Here is a 17,831-nt window from a genome sequence, read left to right as displayed (position 1 = left end):
GCCGGGGGCATGACCGACCCGAAACTCTTGTCAGGGAGGGGAGCAGATTGGGAAGCCATTTCGTTGAATGTCGATCGGCCCTAGAGTGGATCGACATTCAGCCGATGCCATGCCTTTTGTCGTTCCCGCGCAGGCGGGAACCCATAGACGCAGCGGGCCTGGCTCGATCACCGGCGTCGGCGTATATGGATCCCCGCCTGCGCGGGGATGACGCAGGGATTTGAGGGTACACTCCCCTGCCAGAGCCGAATTTCGACCGGTCCTAACGCGGCGGTGTGACCGGCACCGGGCCGCTCGCCCCGGCGTCGAGCAACTGGTCGCCGCCCAGGGTGCGGTAGAGCGTCACCCGGTTCTGCGCCGTGACCAGTTGCGTCGCGACCAGCCGGCGTTGCGCGGTGTAATAGGAACGCTGCGCATCCAGGCTGGTGAGAAAGGTGTCGATCCCGCCGCGATAGCGCGCTTCGGTCAGGCGGAACGTGTCCTGCGCCGCCGCGACGTTGACCCGGTCGGCGCGGGTCTGTTCGGCGATCGTGCCTTGCCGGGCGAGCGCGTCGGAGACTTCCTGAAACGCGGTCTGGATGGTGCGTTCGTAAGTGGCGAGCAGCGCGTCGCGCTGCGCGGTGCTGAACTCTACGCCGGCGCGGGCCGCCCCGGCGCGAAAGATCGGGTAGCTGAGCGAGGGGGCCGCCGAATAGCTGAACGCGCCGCCGGTGAAGAGCGTGCGCAGCGCGTCGCTGGCGAAACCGACGAGGCCGGTCAGCGACAGGCGCGGGAACAGCGCGGCGCGCGCCGCGCCGATGTCGGCATTGGCGGCAAGCAGTTCATATTCGGCCTGCACCACGTCGGGGCGGCGCAGCAATATGCCTGAATCGATGCCGGCGGGCAGATCGGCGATGGTCGGCAGGACGGCATCGATCGACGGCGGGAGCAGCGCGGGGTCTACGGCCGTGCCGAGCAGCAGTTGCAGCGCGTTGACGTCCTGCGCCAGTTGCGTACGCTGTTCGGCGAGGTCGCTCTGCGCGGTAGCGAGAATCTGTTCGGCCTGGCGCAGATCGGTGCGCGGGGCCACCCCGCCCTGCAACCGCGCGCGGGTGAGCGTGACGCTGCGCGTGGCGCTGGCCGCCGTCGCCTCGGCGATGGTCATCAGGCTGCGGTCGGCGCCATAGGATGCCCATGCCTCGGCGATGTCGCCGACGAGGGTCAGGCGGGTGGCGCGGGCGCCGGCTTCAGTCGCGAAATAGCGGTTCTGTTCGGCCTCCGTCAGCGAACGGATGCGGCCGAACAGGTCGAGTTCGAACGCGGTGGCGCCAAGGTCGAGCGCGAAGCTGCTGGGCGAACCGCCGCCGTTGACGACGGTGCCGGTGCCGGTGCCGGTGCCGGTGCCGGTGCCCGACGTGGTCGTGGCCCCCGCGCCGGTGCCGCGATAGCTGTAACGCGCCGAGGCATCGACCTGCGGGAACAGGTCGGCGCGCTGGATGCGATATTGTGCGCGGGCGGCGCGGATGTTGGCGGCGGCGATGCGAAGATCGCGGTTGTTGACCAGCGCCTGTTCCACCAGCGTCTGCAGGCGGCGATCGGTGAACACCTGCTGGAAGTTCAGCGCGGGCAGGCTCGCCTCGCGCTGGCGCAGATAGGCGTCGCCGACCGGCCATGACGGCGGCACGACGGCGGTCGGCCGTTCATAGGCCGGGGTCATCGAACAGCCGGCGAGGCATGCCGCAATCAACGGCAGGGCGGGGCGCTTCATGCCGTGGCCTCCTTGCGCCCGAACCCGCGCAGACCGCGCCGCACCAGCACGAAGAACAGCGGGATGTAGAAAATGGCGAAGATGGTCGCGGTCAGCATGCCGCCGATGACGGCGGTGCCGATCGCGATGCGGCTGTTGGCCCCCGCCCCGGTCGACAGCGCCAGCGGCAGCACGCCGAAGATGAAGGCGAGGCTGGTCATCAGGATCGGGCGCAGGCGGATGCGCGCCGCCTGCATTGCCGCGTCGAACACGCTCGCGCCCTTGCGTTCGGCCTGTTCGGCGAATTCGATCATCAGGATCGCGTTCTTGGCGGCCAGCCCCATCGTCGTCAGCAATCCGATCTGGAGATACACGTCGTTCTCGAGGCCCCTGAGCGTGACGAAGGCGATCGCGCCGATCAGCCCGAGCGGGATGACGAGCAGCACCGCGACCGGGATCGACCAGCTTTCGTACAACGCCGCCAGACACAGGAACACGACGAGGATCGACAGGCCGTAGAGCAGCGGTGCCTGTCCCGATGACAGCCGTTCCTGAAACGACAGGCCCGACCAGGCGACGCTGGTGCCGGGGATCTGCCCGGCGAGTTCGGCGATGCGCTCCATCGCCTCGCCCGAGCTGACGCCCGACGCGGCCTGCCCCTGGAATTCGAACGAGGGCAGCCCCTGAAAGCGCGACAATGTGGTCGGCGCGACGGTCCAGCCGGTGCGCGAGAAGGAGGAGAAGGGCACCATCTGTCCGTTCGACCCGCGCACGAACCATTGCGACAGGTCGGCGGGTTCGGAGCGATAGGGCGCGTCACCCTGCACGAACACGCGCTTCACCCGGCCGCGATCGATGAAGTCGTTGACGTAGCGCCCGCCCCATGCGGTCGACAGCGTGTTGTTGACGTCGCCCTGGGTCAGCCCGAGCGTCGAGAGGCGCTGCTGGTCGATGTCGACGTTCAGCGTCGCGATATCGGGCAGTTCGGACAGGCGCACCCCGGTCAGCATCGGATCGGCGCTGGCGGCGGCGAGCAGCCGGTCGCGCGCCTCGGCGAATTGCGCCGCGCTCATGCCGCCGGCGTTCTGCAACTGCATGGTGAAGCCGTTCGCCTGCCCCAGACCGCGCACGGCGGGGGGCAGCAGCGCGAACACCTGCGCGTCGCGGAAATTGCGGAAGGCGGACGACGCACGGTCGACGATCGCGTCGGCGCCGTTCTCCTTGCCCTTGCGCTGCGACCAGTCGGTGAAGTTGATGAACCCCTGCCCCGTATTCTGCCCCGACGCGCCGCCCCCGCCACCGCCGGCCACGACCAGCAGGGTGCGGACGTTGTTCTTTTCGTAGGTCAGGAAATATTTCTCGACCTCGCGCTGCACCGCTTCGGTGCGGCCGCGGGTGGAGCCGGCGGGCAACTGGAACCGGATCGACGCCGCGCCCTGATCCTCGGTCGGCAGGAACGACGTCGGCAGGCGGAAGAACAGCAGCGCGAGGATGGCAAGGACGCCGGCATAGATCAGCAGATAGAGCCATTTGCGGTCGATGACGTGGATCACGCCGCGTTCGTATTTGTCGATACCCTTGTCGAAGCGGCTGTTGAAGCCGTTGCGTAAGCGTTCGCCGACATGCGCGACGCGCGGCAGCTTGCGTTCGAGCCAGCCGCCCTCAAGGCTGCCGTCCTCGCCGCGCTTCTTCTGCTTCAGCAGCGTCGCGGTGAGCGCGGGCGAGAGGATGAGCGCGACAAACACCGACAGCACCATCGCCGCGACGATCGTGACCGAGAACTGGCGGTAGATCACGCCGGTCGAGCCGCCGAAGAACGCCATCGGCAGGAACACCGCCGACAGCACGATCCCGATCGCGACCAAGGCGACCTGAATCTCCTGCATCGACTGGATCGTCGCCTCGCGCGGGGTGAGGTCGGGGTTCTCCTCCATCAGCCGCTCGACGTTCTCGACCACGACGATCGCGTCGTCGACCAGCAGGCCGATGGCGAGGACGAGGCCGAACAGCGTGAGCGTGTTGATCGAGAAGCCAGCGAGATAGAAGACCGCGAAGGTGCCGAGCAGCACCACCGGCACCGCGATCGTCGGAATGAGCGTCGCGCGCCAGCTTTGCAGGAACACGAACATGACGATGACGACGAGGATCACCGCCTCGACCAGCGTCTTGACCACTTCCTCGATCGACAGTTCGATGAAGGCGGTGGTGTCGTTGGCATAGGCGAAGGTCAAGCCGGTGGGGAATTTGGCCGATTGGCGCTCGACCTCGGCCTTGACCAGTTCCGCCGTCTCCAGCGCGTCGGCGCCGGGCGCGAGGCTGATCGCGAGGCCCGCGCCGGGGTGGGCGTTGACCCGGCTCAAGGCCGCGTAATTCTCCTGCCCCAGCTCGATCCGGCCGACGTCGGACAGGCGCACGGTCGCGCCATCGGGCAACGTCTTGAGGATGATCGCCCTGAACTGCGCCGGGGTCTGGAGGCGCGACTGGGCGGTGACGGTGGCGTTCAATTGCTGTTCGGGGCCGGAGGGCTGGCCGCCCAGCTCGCCTGCCGCCACTTCGGTATTCTGGTTCTGGATCGCGGTGATGACGTCGCCGGGCATCAGCGCATAGGAGGCGAGCCGCGACGGATCGAGCCAGATGCGCATCGCATATTGCGACCCGAACACGTTGGTTTCCCCCACCCCGTTGATCCGCGCGAGCGGCTCGACGAGGTTCGCCTCCATGAAATCCGACACGTCGCCGTTGGTGCGTTGATCGGTTTCGTCGAAGATGCCGACGATCATCAGGAAGTCGGGGTTCGATTTGGTGACGCGGATGCCCTGTTGCTGCACCTGTTGCGGCAACCGCGACAGCGCCTGCTGCACCTGATTCTGGACCTGCACCTGCGCGATGTCGGGGTCGACGCCCTTGTCGAAGGTGGCGCTGATCGTCACCTGTCCGCGCGACGAGCTTTGCGAGCTGAAATAGAGCAGGCCGTCGATGCCGGTGAGCTGTTGTTCGATGATCTGCGTCACCGAATTCTGGATCGTATCGGCGTTTGCGCCGGGATAGGTCGCGCGGATGTTGACCTGTGGCGGGGCGACGTCGGGATATTGCGCGATGGGGAGCGACAGGATCGCGCCGATGCCCGCCAGCATCGTGATGATCGCGATCACCCATGCGAAGATCGGGCGGTCTATGAAGATGCGTGACATGCGTCAGGCGATCCGGGCCAAGGCGATGAAGATGCGTGACATGGGTTATCCGGCTTTCGCAGGGGCGGACGTATTGCCGTCCTGATCGCCCTGCGGCGGCGCGATGCGTTGTGCGGCGCTGGCCGGGACCGGTTTGATCTTCGCATTGGGGCGCAGGTTCGCGGTGCCCTGCACGATCACCTTGTCGCCCGGATTGAGGCCGCCGGTCACGACCCAATATTCGCCCTGGGTGCGTTCGGCCTGCACGACCTTTTGTACCGCCGTGTCGTTCGGGCCGACGACGAACACCGTCGCCTGCCCCTTGGGATCGCGTTTCAGCCCCTGTTGCGGCACGAGGATCGCGCGCTGGTTGATCGCGGGCGCGAACTGCGCGCGCACGAACATGCCGGGCAGCAGGATGCCGTTCGGATTGGGGAAACGCGCGCGCAGCGTGACGGTGCCGGTCTGCGCGTTCACCATCACCTCGGCGAACTGGACGGTGCCGGTGGCGCCATAGGTGCTGCCGTCCTCCAGTTGCAGGCGGACCGCCGCCGATCCGGGAACGACCCCGCCGCCGGCGAGCGAACGGCGCAGCGCCAGCAGGTCGGCGCTCGATTGCTGGATGTCGACGAAGATCGGATCGAGCCGCTGGATCACCGCCAGCGGATCGGCCTGTCCGGTGGTGACGAGCGCGCCCTGCGTGAAATAGCTGCGGCCGATGCGGCCGGTGATCGGGGCGGGCACGCGGGTGAACGACAGGTTCACCCGCGCCGTTTCCAACTGCGCGCGACCCTGTTCGACCGCCGCCGCCGCCTGCCGCGCCTGTGCGGCGGCGTCGGTATAGTCCTGGCGGCTGACCGCCTCGATCTCCGCCAGCGGGCGGTATCGCTCGGCGCGGATGCGACTCGCCTCGGCATTGGCGCGGGCGCTGTTGAGGTTGGCGAGCGCCTCGTTGGTCTGCGCGCGATAGAGGCGCGGGTCGATCTCGTAGAGCGTCTGCCCGGCGCGGACCAGCGCGCCTTCGGTGAAGAAGCGGCGGCGGATGATGCCGGCGACCTGCGGGCGGACTTCGGATTGCTGATAGGCGACGACGCGCGCGGCGAGGTCGGTCGTCTGCGCGACGCTGGTCGGGCGGACGACGACGAAGCCGACCGTCGTCGGGCCGCGGTTGCCCTTCTTGTCGGCCGACTCCTCCTTGGCGCCACAGGCGGCGAGCGACAGCAACAGCAACAGTCCGGCGACGGGCGGACACGCGGGCAGTCGGATCAAGGCGGGCACCTTCAGGAGAACAGGTCGGCGCGGACGCGCCGGGCGTCAAACCGTCCGGTCGTCCGAAAGTTGCATTGGCGACAAGTCATAGGCGCGATCGACGACTGCGCAACGCAGGAGTTGTCGCAAATTGTCGCGCGGGGCGTACCGTTCTTGGGACCGTCCGTCGTCATTCCCGCGAAGGCGGGAATTCATAGCCGCTACCGCCGGCGGCTCTATCAGCAGCGACAGCGTGTATGGATTCCCGCCTTCGCGGGAATGACGATTAGGGCCGTGTCAGCGCTTGAGCGGCACCGTGACAGGCTGGCCGGTGTAGGTGAGCGTCGTCGCCGGGTTCATCGCGAAGCTCGGCGCGACCGCCTTGCCCGGGGTGTGGAAGCGGACCGATACCTGCCGGGTGGGTGCCATGCCGGGGAAGCTGCCGGCGCGCGCGCCGATCGTCAGGGTCCGGGCGGCCTCGTTCCACGTCACCGGGATGCGTGCCGACTGACCCTGCTGATAACCATCGCTCTTGCCGTCGTCGTCGTATAGTTCGAACGAAGCGTCCTTGCCGGTGAAGACGTGGAGGACGAGCGGGCCGTTCGGCTGTTCGCCGGTATATTGCACGTCGGGGCCGGTCGGTACGATCGATCCGGCGCGGACGTAGAGCGGCATCCGCGCCAGCGGTGCGGCGGCGGTGACGCTCTGTCCGCCACGCGCGAACGCACCGGTGGCGAAGTCGTACCAGTCGGCCCCGGCGGGGAGATACACCTGCCGGCTGCGTGCCCTGAACTGGGTGACGGGGGCGACGAGGAACGCCGGGCCGAACATATATTCGTCGTCGACATTCCATCCGCGCCGGTCGGCGGGGAAATCCATCGCCAGCCCGCGCATCATCGTGCCGTCCTTCGCATAGCTGTCGGCAGCCAGCGTGTAGACATAGGGCAGCAGGCGGTAGCGCAGCTTCGTATAGTCGACGAGCGCGGCGTAGAGCGCGGGATCGCTCTTGCCGAGTTCATAGATCTCGCGCTTCGGCGTCTCGCCATGGCTGCGGAACAGCGGGCTGAACGCGCCGAACTGGAACCAGCGCAGGTTCAGCTCCTTCCATTCGGCGAGATGCTGCGGATCGGCCTTGCTATAGCGATCCTCGACCGCGAAGCCGCCGATGTCGTGGGTCCAGTTGGGCACCCCGGTCATCGACAAATTGGTGCCCGCCGAAATCTGGTCGCGCAGATCGTCCCAGCGTGCCGCCACGTCACCCGACCACAGCGCCGACGAAGTGCGCTGCTGTCCGCCGAAGCCCGAGCGGGTCAGGATGAACGGCCGCCGGCCGGCTTGTGCGGTGCGCAGGCCGTTCGCCACGCCTTCGGCATGGACCAGCGGGAAGCTGTTGAAGAAGCTGGCCGCCGGCCCCTGCGCGGTCGGACCCATCCGGTCGATGCGCTGTTCGATCGACAGGTTGGAATGGATGTCAGGTTCGGTCGCGTCCATCCACCATGCGTCGAAGCCCTTGGCGACGAGCTTCTCACGCATCTGCCGGAAATAGATCGCGCGCGCTTCGGGAGCATAGGGGTCGTAGTCGGTGTTGCGATACCCCTTGCCGACCCAGTCGACCTCGTTCGCGTCGAGGTTGCCGCGATAGAGATAGCCCTTGGCCGCCAATTCCTTGGCATTGTCGGTGTTGGGATAGAATTTCGGCCAGACCGAGATCATGATCTGCGCGTTGTTCGCATGGACCTCGTTCACCATCGCCACCGGATCGGGGAAGCGCGCCTTGTCGAAATCGTGGCTGCCCCACTGGTCCTCGGGCCAGTAGAACCAGTCGAGCACGATGTTGTCGAGCGGGATGCGCCGCTTGCGATATTCGCGCACGACGCCGAGCAGTTGCTCCTGCGTTTCGTAGCGCTGGCGGCTCTGCCAGAAGCCATAGGCCCATTTGGGCATCATGACGGCCTTGCCGGTGAGCGCGCGATAGCCCGCGACCACGCCGTCGAGGTTGCTGCCCCCGACATAATAATAATCGACCGCGCGGCCGACGTCCGACGACCACCACAGCGAGTTGCGGTCTTGGGCCTCCAGCGGATCATTGCCGTAGAGCGCGATATAGCCGGCGTTGGGTTCCCATTCGATCCGCACGTCGGCCGCCTTGCCGGCGGTGAGCGGCAGATCGAAATTGTGGAACCACGGGTTCCAGTTCTGCCGCCAGCGGTTCAGGACTTCCTTGCCGTCGACGAACACCTTGACGTAGCTCGACGAATAGAGGCGGAATTTGTGGAGGCCGGTCTTGTCCGGCATGACCTGTCCGGCCCACACGACGCGCTGCGACTGTACCGCGTTGCCCGCCGTGTTCTGCCCCGTGGTGGCGGCGACGGTCTGCGCCTTGGCCTCCGCCGGATAGTTCGCCTGATCCTTGATGAACTGATAGTTGATCGTGGGTTCGCTGCGCGTGACCTTGAGCGTGTCACCCAGATAATATTGCGCGGTCCAGCCGGGCTTGCCGCCACTCGTCACCTTCAGCCGGTCGCCGACCAGCGCATAGCCGCGCGGATCGCCGAAGCGGGTGATGCCGTTATTGTCCCACAGCACGCCGTAATTGCTGGTCGACAGGACGAACGGAATGCCGATGTCCATGTTGTGCTGGGCAAGCTCCACGTCCTGCCCGCGATAGTCCATCTGCCGGTTCTGGTGCTGGCCAAGGCCGAAGAAGCCTTCGGTCGTGCCGCGATTGAACTGCTGGCGGGTCGCGACGAACGGCTTGCCGTCGGCGGTGGTGGCCACGAAGGCGGCGCGCGGGGCCTCGGCCAGCGTCACCTTGCCGGTGGCGTCGCGAAAGCGCACCTCGCCATCGGCCAGATCGATCTCGGCCGATCCGCGCGCGGCGGTGATGGTGACGATGCCGTTCGCCTGCGCGACCTTGTAGCTGCCGGTGGGCTTCGCGACGACCATCAGGCTGTCGGGCAGGTCGGTGTCGGTGCCGGGAAAGGCGGTGACGCGGAACCGGTCATCGCCGTACACCAGCACGCGCACCCGCTTCGCGGGGCCGGCATCGGGGGTGACGACGACGCCGTTGGGCACCTGTTTGACGTCCGACGCGAACGCCGGAGCAGCGCACGCCGACGCCGCCAGCAGCGCGGCTTTCCACAAGGTCTTCATCCGCGAAACGTCCCCATCGTGATGCGCAGCATGGTCGGCTGCGTGAAGTTCAGGCCATAATCGGTCTGGTCGCCGTTCCACACCCGGATCGGGGTGAAGCGGCCGGTGTCGTCGATGCTGCCCTCCTCGACGCGCAGGATCGTGCCCTGCTCGCTGCCCTTCGGAGCGGCGAGCGACACCTTCAGGCGGGCGTCGCTGCCGACCGCGAGGAACTGGTCGGGCGCGATCTGAATGACGGCGAGGCCGCCGACCGGCTGGCCGGCGGTGGGCACCGGATCGCTCTTGAGCCATGGCGAGGTGCGATCGCCGAACTGCCATTCCTCATAGATCGCATCGACCTGCCAACGGCCCATCACCTGTCGCTGTTGCGCGGGCTCCAGCCCCTTGGTCGAGCCCCATGTCGGGTTGGCATAGGCGAGCCGCGCCCAGCCGCGCGCCTGGGGGGCCATCAGCGCATATTTGACGGCGAAGGCGTCGAGCGTCGCGTCGTCGAGCGCCTTGGCGCCCAATGGATAATTGGCATAGCCGGTATCGTCGAAGCCGAACGGCGCCCAGCCGATCGCGCCCTTGCCCAGCGCCGGCCACAGGAAACGCGCGAAATCGGCGGCGTTGCCCGTTTCCGGCACCATCAGCGCATTGTCGGGACGCGCATAATGGTCGAGGAACTTCACATAGCCCTTGGGATCGCGGCCGTAGAGATCGGGCGCCATCAGGTCGATGTGCGGGGCGGCAACCTTCCACACGTCCATCACGCCCCAGTCGGGGCCGCCGCTGGCCCCGCCGCTGAGCGCGGGCGTGCCGAACGGGTCGCCGACCGCCGCGTTGACATACATCGGCAGGTCCTTCTCGCGCTGGCCCGCCGCCGCGATCTGATCGATGTAGCGCGCGGTGTACCATGCGTTGAAGAAGGTGTCGGCGGCCTTGCCGAACGCCTGCGCCCAGCTTCCCGATTTGCCGGTACGCTTCGCCAGATCGGCCGGGATCGCTTGCGCGAACAGCCGGTTGGCTTCCACCGAGAAGTCGCGGTTCTGTTGATAGACGCCGACCTCGTTCTCGGGCTGGACCATGATGACGGTGTGCTGCGGGTCCTTGTCCCGCAGATAGCGCATCAGCGCGACGAACGCCTTGCGGTCGGCCGCCAGCGTATTGGCCCCGTGCGGCGACAGCGCGTAATGCGCCTTGCCGTCGGGGGTGCGCATCCGGGGGAAGCGGGCATTGTCGGTCTTGACCCATGCCGGAACATAGCCCGGCGAGGTGTTCTTCCACGTCCCGAACCACAGCAGCACCAGCCGCACGCCGGCCTGCCGCGCCTGGGGCAGCAGCGCGTCGAGGTAGGAGAAGTCGAAGCGGCCTTCCGCCGGCTCGATCTGTTCCCATGCCACCGGGATTTCGACGGTGTTGGCATGGAGCCGCTGCACCATCGGCCACAGCCGGGGCAGCATCGCGGGATAGTTGGTCGAGTTGTTCGCCTGGATGCCGAGCATCAGATAGGGCGCGCCGTCGACCATCAGCGCGTGGCGCCCGTCGCGGCTGGCCATCGTCGGCAGCGGCGCCGGTTGTGCCGCCGCCGTGCCGATGCACGCTGCGACGGCACAGGCCGCCGCCATGAATCGTTGCCGTTGCATCGCTCTCCCCCGACCGTATTGTCCTACGGTGTCAGGTAAACCTTGGCCGAGTGCGCCGGCCAATACAAGTCACTTGTCGGAGGTTTGGGGCATGCCGCCGGTCCAGCGATGCGCGTCCATCGAGGCGCGCTTCATCTCGATCGAATAGCCCGGCAAGGTCGGGGCGCGGTATGCGCCGTTCTCGACGACGCACGGGTCGACGAAATGCTCGTGGAGGTGATCGACGAATTCGGCGGCGCGGCCGTCCTTGGTGCCGGCGAAGCAGAGGTAGTCGATCATCGAGAGGTGCTGGACATATTCGCACAGGCCGACGCCGCCGGCATGCGGCCATACCGCGAGGTCGTATTTCGCGGCCATCAGCAGCACCGCCAGCACCTCGTTCACGCCGCCCAGCCGACAGGCGTCGATCTGCACCACGTCCAGCGCCTCGCGCATGATGAGCTGTTTGAACACGATGCGGTTCTGGCACATCTCGCCGGTCGCGACCTGGATGGGAGCAACGCCGTGGCGGATGGCGCGGTGGCCCTCGACATCGTCGGGCGAGGTCGGCTCCTCGATGAAGCGGGGGCGCGCGAAGGCGAGCGCGTTGACCCAGTCGATCGCCTCACCCACTTCCCACACCTGATTGGCGTCGATCATCAGGTCGCGGTCGGGGCCGATCGCCTCGCGCGCCAGTCCCACGCGGCGGCGATCGTCGGCGAGGTTCGCGCCGACCTTCAGCTTGATGTGGGTGAAGCCGTCGGCCACCGCTTCATGGCACAGCCGGACCAGCTTTTCGTCCGAATAGCCGAGCCAGCCGGCCGAGGTGGTATAGGCGGGATAGCCCTCCGCCAGCAGGGTGGCGCGGCGCTCCGCCTTGCCCTCGGCGCGCGCGGTGAGCAGCGCCAGCGCCTCGTCGGGGGTGATGCAGTCGGTGATGTAGCGGAAGTCGATCAGGCCGACCAGTTCGGCCGGGGTCATGCCCGCGACATAGTCCCACAGCGGCAGCCCGGCGGCCTTGGCGAGCAGATCCCAGACCGCGTTGACGACCGCGCCGGTGGCCAAGTGGATGATGCCCTTTTCGGGGCCGACCCAGCGGAGCTGGCTGTCACCGGTCATCCGCCGCCAGAAGCCCGCGCCGTCGGCGGCGATCGCTTCCAAGGATAGCCCCTCGACCAGCGGGGCGAGCGTGGCGATGGCGGCGCAGCACAGGTCGTTGCCGCGGCCGATGGTGAAGGTGAGGCCGTGCCCCTCCAGCCCGGGCACATCGGTTTCGAGGATGCAGTAGGCCGCCGAATAATCCGGTTCCGGGTTCATCGCGTCCGACCCGTCGAGGAAGGCCGAGGTCGGGAAACGGATGTCGTGTACCGACATCCGGGTAATGATCGTCATGCGCCGCGCTCTCCCCTAGCCCCCAAGCGGAACGGGCTGGTCGGCACCGGTCGATCCACCCCTGAAATCTGCTGCCGACAGCGTTTACCGCCGTCGCATCATTTTCATATGTGAAGCTGGTTTTTTCGCAACTGTCAAATCGGGTGCGTCTGGTACGGTTCGTCGTCCATCATGTGGTCAAAGTTTACAAAGTTTACACTTGCGACGCCATGTTCCCCGGGCCGCCTTGCGCCGATCCGGGCGGGACAGCCGGGCGCACCATCGCGGCGCGGGGCGGAGGTTGCAGGATGGACGGGTTGTAGGACAGCCCCCCTCCAGGTCCGATCGACCATCACGTGGAACACAGACAAGATTGCTCCCCTCCCTGACAAGGGAGGGGCTGGGGGGGGGTTGGCCCGTGAGGATAAGGAGCCGTTCCACAACCGGCCGACCCACCCCGGCCCCTCCCTTGTCAGGGAGGGGAGAAGTCAAGCGCCTCGCCGATCGCTGTTCCGTCCTACGGGTGATGATCGCCGTCGACGAGGCCGGCCGAGATGCGCGCCGCCGTCGCCTGCACCGCCGCCGCCGCCGCGTCGATACCGTCGGGTTCGCCCAGCTTGGCGAGATAGGGCATGGTCAGTGCCGCCGCCGCCGCGCCGCCGCGCAGGATCGGGGCCGAAAGATCGGTGACGCCGGCCACGAAGCGGCTGGGCGTGCGTTCGACGGCGCGGGCGCGCACCTCGTCGGCATGGACGCGGAAGGCGGCGAGCGTCGCGGCATCGGGAACGGGGTCGAGCAGCGCTTCCCAGCGTTCGCGCACGTCGCCGGGCTGAAACGCATAGAGCACCGCGCCCGACGCCGCCTGCAACAGCGGCCGGCGATAGCCGACGCGGACCGAGAAGCCGAGCTGCTCGCCCGATTCCATCCGCGCCACCACCACCATATCACCCATGGTGTGCATCGCGAGATGGCACGACTGGCCGGTATCCTGCGCCAATTGCCGCATTTCGGGCAGCGCTACCTCGATCAGATAGCGGGTGCGTGGCTGGTTCATGCCGAGCGAGAACAGACGGTCGCTCAGGCTATAGCCCTCCCCGCCCGGTTCGGCGGTCAGGTATCCGCGATATTCCAGCACCTGTACCATGCGGAACAGTTCGCCGTGCGAACGGCCGAGGCGCTGGACGATCTGCGTGAGGGTGAGCGGCGTCGCGACCCCGGCGAGCAGTTCGAGAATATCGAGCCCCTTTTCGAGCGCGGGCGCGCGATAGCGGCGATCGTCCTCGCCCTCCTCGATCGGTTCGGTCGTCATGGCGCCGACGGTGGCCGCAAACGCCGGCCCGCGCAAGGCCAGGGGATGCGACGAGGCGAGGTTGCCGCAGCGCACAATCTTGTTGATACGTTGTATCATCTTACGCTAGGCAGGCATGTCCCCCTGTTTCCCGGAGTATCGCCCCATGAATCGTTCCGCCCTGTGGCTGTCCAGCGTCGCGCTGATCCTGCCCGCCGCCGCGCAGGCCCAGACGGCCGCCGCGCAGGCCGCCGTGCCGCGGGGCGATGCCTATCATGACGAGGCCCCGGCCGAGATCGTCGTGACCGCGCCGTTCGCGCGCAACCAGGCCGACATCCTGTCGGGCACCAGCGTGCTGACCGGACAGGAACTGACCCGCGAACTCAGGCCTACGATCGGCGAGACGCTGGCGCGCCAGCCCGGCGTCTCGGCGACCAGCTTCGGCCCCAACGCCTCGCGCCCGGTGCTGCGCGGGCTTCAGGGCGAGCGGGTGCGCGTGCTGACCGACGGGATCGGCAGCTTCGACGTGTCGAACACCTCGGTCGACCATGCGGTGGCGATCAACCCGCTGACCGCCGACCGGATCGAGGTGCTGCGCGGGCCATCGGCCCTCCTGTTCGGATCGTCGGCGATCGGCGGCGTGGTGAACGTGATCGACAGCCGCATCCCGCGCCGCGTGCCGACCGAGCCGGTGCATGTCGAGGCGCTGGCCACCTATGGATCGGCGGCGAACGAGCGTAGCGGATCGGCGGCGCTCGACGTGCCGGTCGGCGACAAGGTCGTGCTCCACGTCGATGGCACCTATGGCAAGACCGACGACCTCGACACCGGCGGCTACATCCTGTCGCGCCCGCTTCGCGCGCAGGCGGCGGCGAGTGCCGACCCCGAAGTGCGCGAGCTGGCCGACCTCAAGGGCAAGCTGCCCAATTCGGCGTCGGAAATGTGGGAAGTGGCCGGCGGTGCGTCGGTCATCACCGATACCGGCAATCTGGGCTTTTCGGTCAGCCACCTCGACAATCGTTATGGGGTGCCGGTGCGCTATGCGATCGCCGGCGGCGAAGCGGAGGAGGTGACGCTGCACGTCCAGCAGACCCGCGCCGACCTGCGGGCCGAGGTGGAGACGGGCGGCAGCGTGCTGGAGAAGATCCGGCTGCGCGCCGGCTTCGCCGATTATCGCCACGACGAGATCGAGGACACCGGCGAGATCGGCACCACCTTCTACAACCAGGGGATGGAAGCGCGGCTGGAGCTGGTGCAGGCGGCGCGCGGCGGGTGGCGCGGCGCGGTGGGCGGACAGATGTTCATCCGCGACCTGAACATCGTCGGCGAGGAGAAATTCCTGCCGAGAAGCGAGACGCAGCAGTTCGGCGTGTTCACGCTCCAGTCGGTCGATCTGGGCGCGGTGCGCGCCGAGGCGGGCGGGCGCTATGAATATACCGTCGCGCGGGCCGCCGCCGATGCGACGCTGGGCAACGACAATATCCGGCGCGCCTTCGACAGCTTCTCGGGCTCGCTCGGGGCGAGCGTCGGGGTGGCGGGTAGCGTCCGCTTCGGCGTCAACGCCAGCCATACCGAGCGCGCGCCATCGGCCGAGGAGCTGTTCGCCAACGGCCCGCACGCCGGCACGCAGGCGTTCGAGGTCGGCGATCCCGGCTTCGTCAAGGAGATCAGCGACGGGATCGAGGCGACGCTCAAGGGGTCAGGCGACGGCTACAGCTTCGGCGTGTCGGCCTATCACAACTGGTTCCGCAACTTCATCTACGAGAACCCCACGGGCGACATCGAGGACGACCTGCCGGTGTTCCAGTATTCGCAGGCCGATGCCCGGCTGTGGGGGTTCGAGGCGGAAGCATCGGCACGTCTCGCGCGGTTCGGCGAGACGGCGATCGTCGTCGACGGGGTCGCCGACTATACCCGCGCGACGATCGTCGACACCGGACCCGCGCCGCGCATCCCGCCGCTGCGGCTGCTGGGTGGCGTCGAGGCGCAGGGACGGCTGGTGCAGGTGCGCGGCGAAGTGGAGCATGTGACCGCGCAGGACCGGGTCGCGGTGCTGGAAACCACGACGCCGGCCTATACGATGGTCAACGCCTCGGTCGCGCTGCGGCCGTTCGGCAAGGGCAATTCGACGAGCATCACCCTGTCGGCGAACAACCTGTTCGACGTGGAGGCGCGCCGCCATGCCAGCTTCCTGAAGGACTATGCGCCGCTGGCCGGACGCGACGTGCGGGTGACGGCGCGGTTGACGTTCTGAGGCGGCGCGTTCGTCCTCCCGCCGTCGTGGGAATGACGGCGGGAACCCCCCTTTCCTTCGTCATTCCCGCGCAGGCGGGAATCCATAGCCGCCGGCGCCTCGGCAGGATCGCTACGGTCGCGTGTATGGATTCCCGCCTTCGCGGGAATGACGAGGGCTTGGCTGACGCTCCACCGTCCTTCCGGCGCAGGCCGGAATCCATGGGCACGGGCGGCTTCGATGGAGCCGCGACCGTCACCCCATCCATGGATTCCGGCTTTCGCCGGAATGACGGGGGGTGTGGGACAGAGGGCGTGATTCCTCAAGGCGTTGCCCCGGCTTCTCGCACATGCAACAACCGGCGCACCCTGCTTCCCCCACGGAGGTTCGATGCGTTCGTTGTTGCTTGCCGCCTGCCTGACCGCCGCCCTGCCCGCGCTGGCGCAAACCACGGCCGCGCCGGTTTCGGTCGAGACGATGAAGGAAGCGACTCGCGTCCTGTCGTCGGACGCTTTCGAGGGGCGCGCGCCGGGGACGCCGGGCGAGGACAAGACGCTCGCCTATCTGGCGCAGCAGTTCGCCAGGGTCGGCCTCAAACCCGGCAACAAGGGAAGCTGGTTCCAGGACGTGCCGCTGGTGGAGATCACCAGCCGCAACGTGACCCCGCTGACCTTCACCGGGGCGGGCGGGCCGATCGCGCTGAAGTACGGCCCCGACATGGTCGTCGCGACCTATCAGGTGACGCCGAAATCGGTGGTCGCCAACAGCGACGTGGTGTTCGTCGGCTATGGCATCAACGCGCCTGAGAAGGGGTGGAACGACTATGCCGGCACCGACGTGCGCGGCAAGACGGTGCTGATCCTCGTCAACGATCCCGATTACGCCAGCCCGAGCCTGACCGGCACGTTCGGCGGCAAGGCGATGACCTATTACGGGCGCTGGACCTACAAGTTCGAGGAAGCGGCGCGGCAGGGCGCAGCGGCGGCGATCATCATCCACGACACGGTGCCCGCCGCCTATGGCTGGAACGTCGTCCAGTCGAGCTGGACGGGTGCGCAGCAGGTGGCCGATGCCGCGAACAACCACATGGACCAGAGCAAGGCGATCGGCTGGATGCAGCTCGCCGCCGCGAAGAAGCTGCTGGCGGGTGCGGGCAAGGATTACGACCAGTTGGTCGGGGCCGCGCAGACGAAGGGGTTCCGCGCGGTGCCGCTCACCGGGGTGAAGGCGGGCGTGGCGTTCGACAATCAGGTCCGCCGCCATGCGTCGAAGAACGTCGTCGGCATCCTGCCCGGCACGAAGCGTCCGGGCGAGGTCGTGCTGTTCACCGGGCACTGGGACCATCTCGGCCGCTGCGAGGCGGCGGCCGACGGCGACGACATCTGCAACGGCGCGGTCGACAATGCCACCGGCACCGCCGCGCTGATCGCACTGGCGGAAGCCAATGCCAAGGCGGGCGCGACCGAGCGCAGCCAAGTGTATCTGGCGGTGACGGGCGAGGAATCGGGGCTGCTGGGATCGGCCTATTATGGCGATCATCCGCTCTATCCGCTGAACCGGACGGTCGGCGGGATCAACATGGACGCGCTGTCGGTGGCGGGGCCGGCGCGCAACGTGGTGGTGGTCGGCAAGGGCAAGTCCGAGCTCGACGCCTATCTCGACCGGGCGCTGACGGCACAGGGGCGGGTGGCGGAGGCCGATCCGTCCCCGCAGAACGGCTATTATTACCGATCGGACCATTTCAGCCTCGCGAAGCACGGCGTGCCGATGCTGTATGTCGATTCGGGCGACGATCTGGTGCAGGGCGGCAAGGCGGCGGGGGCCGCGGCGGCGAAGGACTATACCGACAACCGCTATCACGGTCCCAAGGACGAATATGATCCGAACTGGAACTGGGCGGGGGTCGCGCAGGACCTGAGCCTGTTCTACACCATCGGCCGCGCGCTGGGGAACACCACCGCATGGCCGAACTGGGTGGCGGGCGACGAATTCCGCGGCATCCGCGACCGGAGTCGTGCTGCGAAATAATCACCGACCG

At 67.6% G+C, this 17,831-nt stretch carries 9 protein-coding genes; 2 read left to right on the top strand and 7 right to left on the bottom strand.

Going from position 1 to position 17,831, the window contains the following annotated elements; all coding sequences use genetic code 11:
* Positions 1-262 precede the first annotated feature (262 nt).
* From ASE78_RS08130 to ASE78_RS08100, 7 genes are all read right to left on the bottom strand, one after another.
* Positions 263-1,747 carry an efflux transporter outer membrane subunit gene (locus ASE78_RS08130; RefSeq protein ID WP_056495588.1) on the bottom strand — a complete coding sequence of 495 codons (1,485 nt, stop codon included), beginning with the start codon at positions 1,745-1,747 and terminating at the stop codon, positions 263-265.
* Positions 1,744-4,917: an efflux RND transporter permease subunit gene (locus ASE78_RS08125; protein ID WP_056495585.1), complete on the bottom strand. Its 3,174-nt coding sequence runs from the start codon at positions 4,915-4,917 to the stop codon at positions 1,744-1,746. Before ASE78_RS08125 ends, ASE78_RS08130 begins: the two co-directional genes overlap by 4 nt.
* A 45-nt stretch (positions 4,918-4,962) precedes the next feature.
* The gene (locus tag ASE78_RS08120) at positions 4,963-6,162 is read right to left on the bottom strand and encodes an efflux RND transporter periplasmic adaptor subunit (RefSeq protein WP_414886882.1); all 1,200 of its coding nucleotides are present in this window, start codon (positions 6,160-6,162) and stop codon (positions 4,963-4,965) included.
* Between the two features lie 279 nt (positions 6,163-6,441).
* Positions 6,442-9,297 (bottom strand): TIM-barrel domain-containing protein, encoded by a 2,856-nt coding sequence (locus ASE78_RS08115; protein ID WP_082467080.1) that lies wholly within the window; start codon positions 9,295-9,297, stop codon positions 6,442-6,444.
* A complete protein-coding gene (locus tag ASE78_RS08110; protein WP_056495580.1) occupies positions 9,294-10,922 on the bottom strand; it encodes a DUF5597 domain-containing protein in 1,629 nt (542 codons plus the stop codon). Before ASE78_RS08110 ends, ASE78_RS08115 begins: the two co-directional genes overlap by 4 nt.
* Before the next feature lie 69 nt (positions 10,923-10,991).
* Positions 10,992-12,293 (bottom strand): L-fuconate dehydratase, encoded by a 1,302-nt coding sequence (locus ASE78_RS08105; RefSeq protein WP_056495577.1) that lies wholly within the window; start codon positions 12,291-12,293, stop codon positions 10,992-10,994.
* Between the two features lie 496 nt (positions 12,294-12,789).
* Entirely contained in the window at positions 12,790-13,581 is a 792-nt protein-coding gene (locus ASE78_RS08100) for an IclR family transcriptional regulator (RefSeq protein WP_055761603.1), read from the bottom strand.
* A gap of 145 nt (positions 13,582-13,726) precedes the next feature.
* On the opposite strand from ASE78_RS08100, the gene ASE78_RS08095 reads away from it, so the two are divergent.
* Positions 13,727-15,814: a TonB-dependent receptor gene (locus ASE78_RS08095; RefSeq protein ID WP_056495575.1), complete on the top strand. Its 2,088-nt coding sequence runs from the start codon at positions 13,727-13,729 to the stop codon at positions 15,812-15,814.
* Positions 15,815-16,183: 369 nt separating this feature from the next.
* Positions 16,184-17,821, top strand: coding sequence for a M28 family peptidase (locus ASE78_RS08090; RefSeq protein ID WP_056495572.1), 1,638 nt, complete (start codon positions 16,184-16,186; stop codon positions 17,819-17,821).
* The last annotated feature ends 10 nt before the right edge of the window (positions 17,822-17,831 follow it).

The sequence above is a fragment of the Sphingomonas sp. Leaf25 genome (assembly GCF_001421635.1).
In the GTDB taxonomy this organism is placed as follows: Bacteria; Pseudomonadota; Alphaproteobacteria; order Sphingomonadales; family Sphingomonadaceae; genus Sphingomonas.
Note: the sequence above shows the minus strand (reverse complement) of the source record. Positions and strands in the feature narration are given on the sequence as shown.

Bases quoted from the DNA above. Each gene is read 5' to 3' on its own strand.
- ASE78_RS08130 (WP_056495588.1), bottom strand. From the start codon at position 1,747: ATGAAGCGCCCCGCCCTGCCGTTGATTGCGGCATGCCTCGCCGGCTGT.
- ASE78_RS08125 (WP_056495585.1), bottom strand. From the start codon at position 4,917: ATGTCACGCATCTTCATAGACCGCCCGATCTTCGCATGGGTGATCGCG.
- ASE78_RS08115 (WP_082467080.1), bottom strand. From the start codon at position 9,297: ATGAAGACCTTGTGGAAAGCCGCGCTGCTGGCGGCGTCGGCGTGCGCT.
- ASE78_RS08110 (WP_056495580.1), bottom strand. From the start codon at position 10,922: ATGCAACGGCAACGATTCATGGCGGCGGCCTGTGCCGTCGCAGCGTGC.
- ASE78_RS08105 (WP_056495577.1), bottom strand. From the start codon at position 12,293: ATGACGATCATTACCCGGATGTCGGTACACGACATCCGTTTCCCGACC.
- ASE78_RS08100 (WP_055761603.1), bottom strand. From the start codon at position 13,581: ATGACGACCGAACCGATCGAGGAGGGCGAGGACGATCGCCGCTATCGC.
- ASE78_RS08095 (WP_056495575.1), top strand. From the start codon at position 13,727: ATGAATCGTTCCGCCCTGTGGCTGTCCAGCGTCGCGCTGATCCTGCCC.
- ASE78_RS08090 (WP_056495572.1), top strand. From the start codon at position 16,184: ATGCGTTCGTTGTTGCTTGCCGCCTGCCTGACCGCCGCCCTGCCCGCG.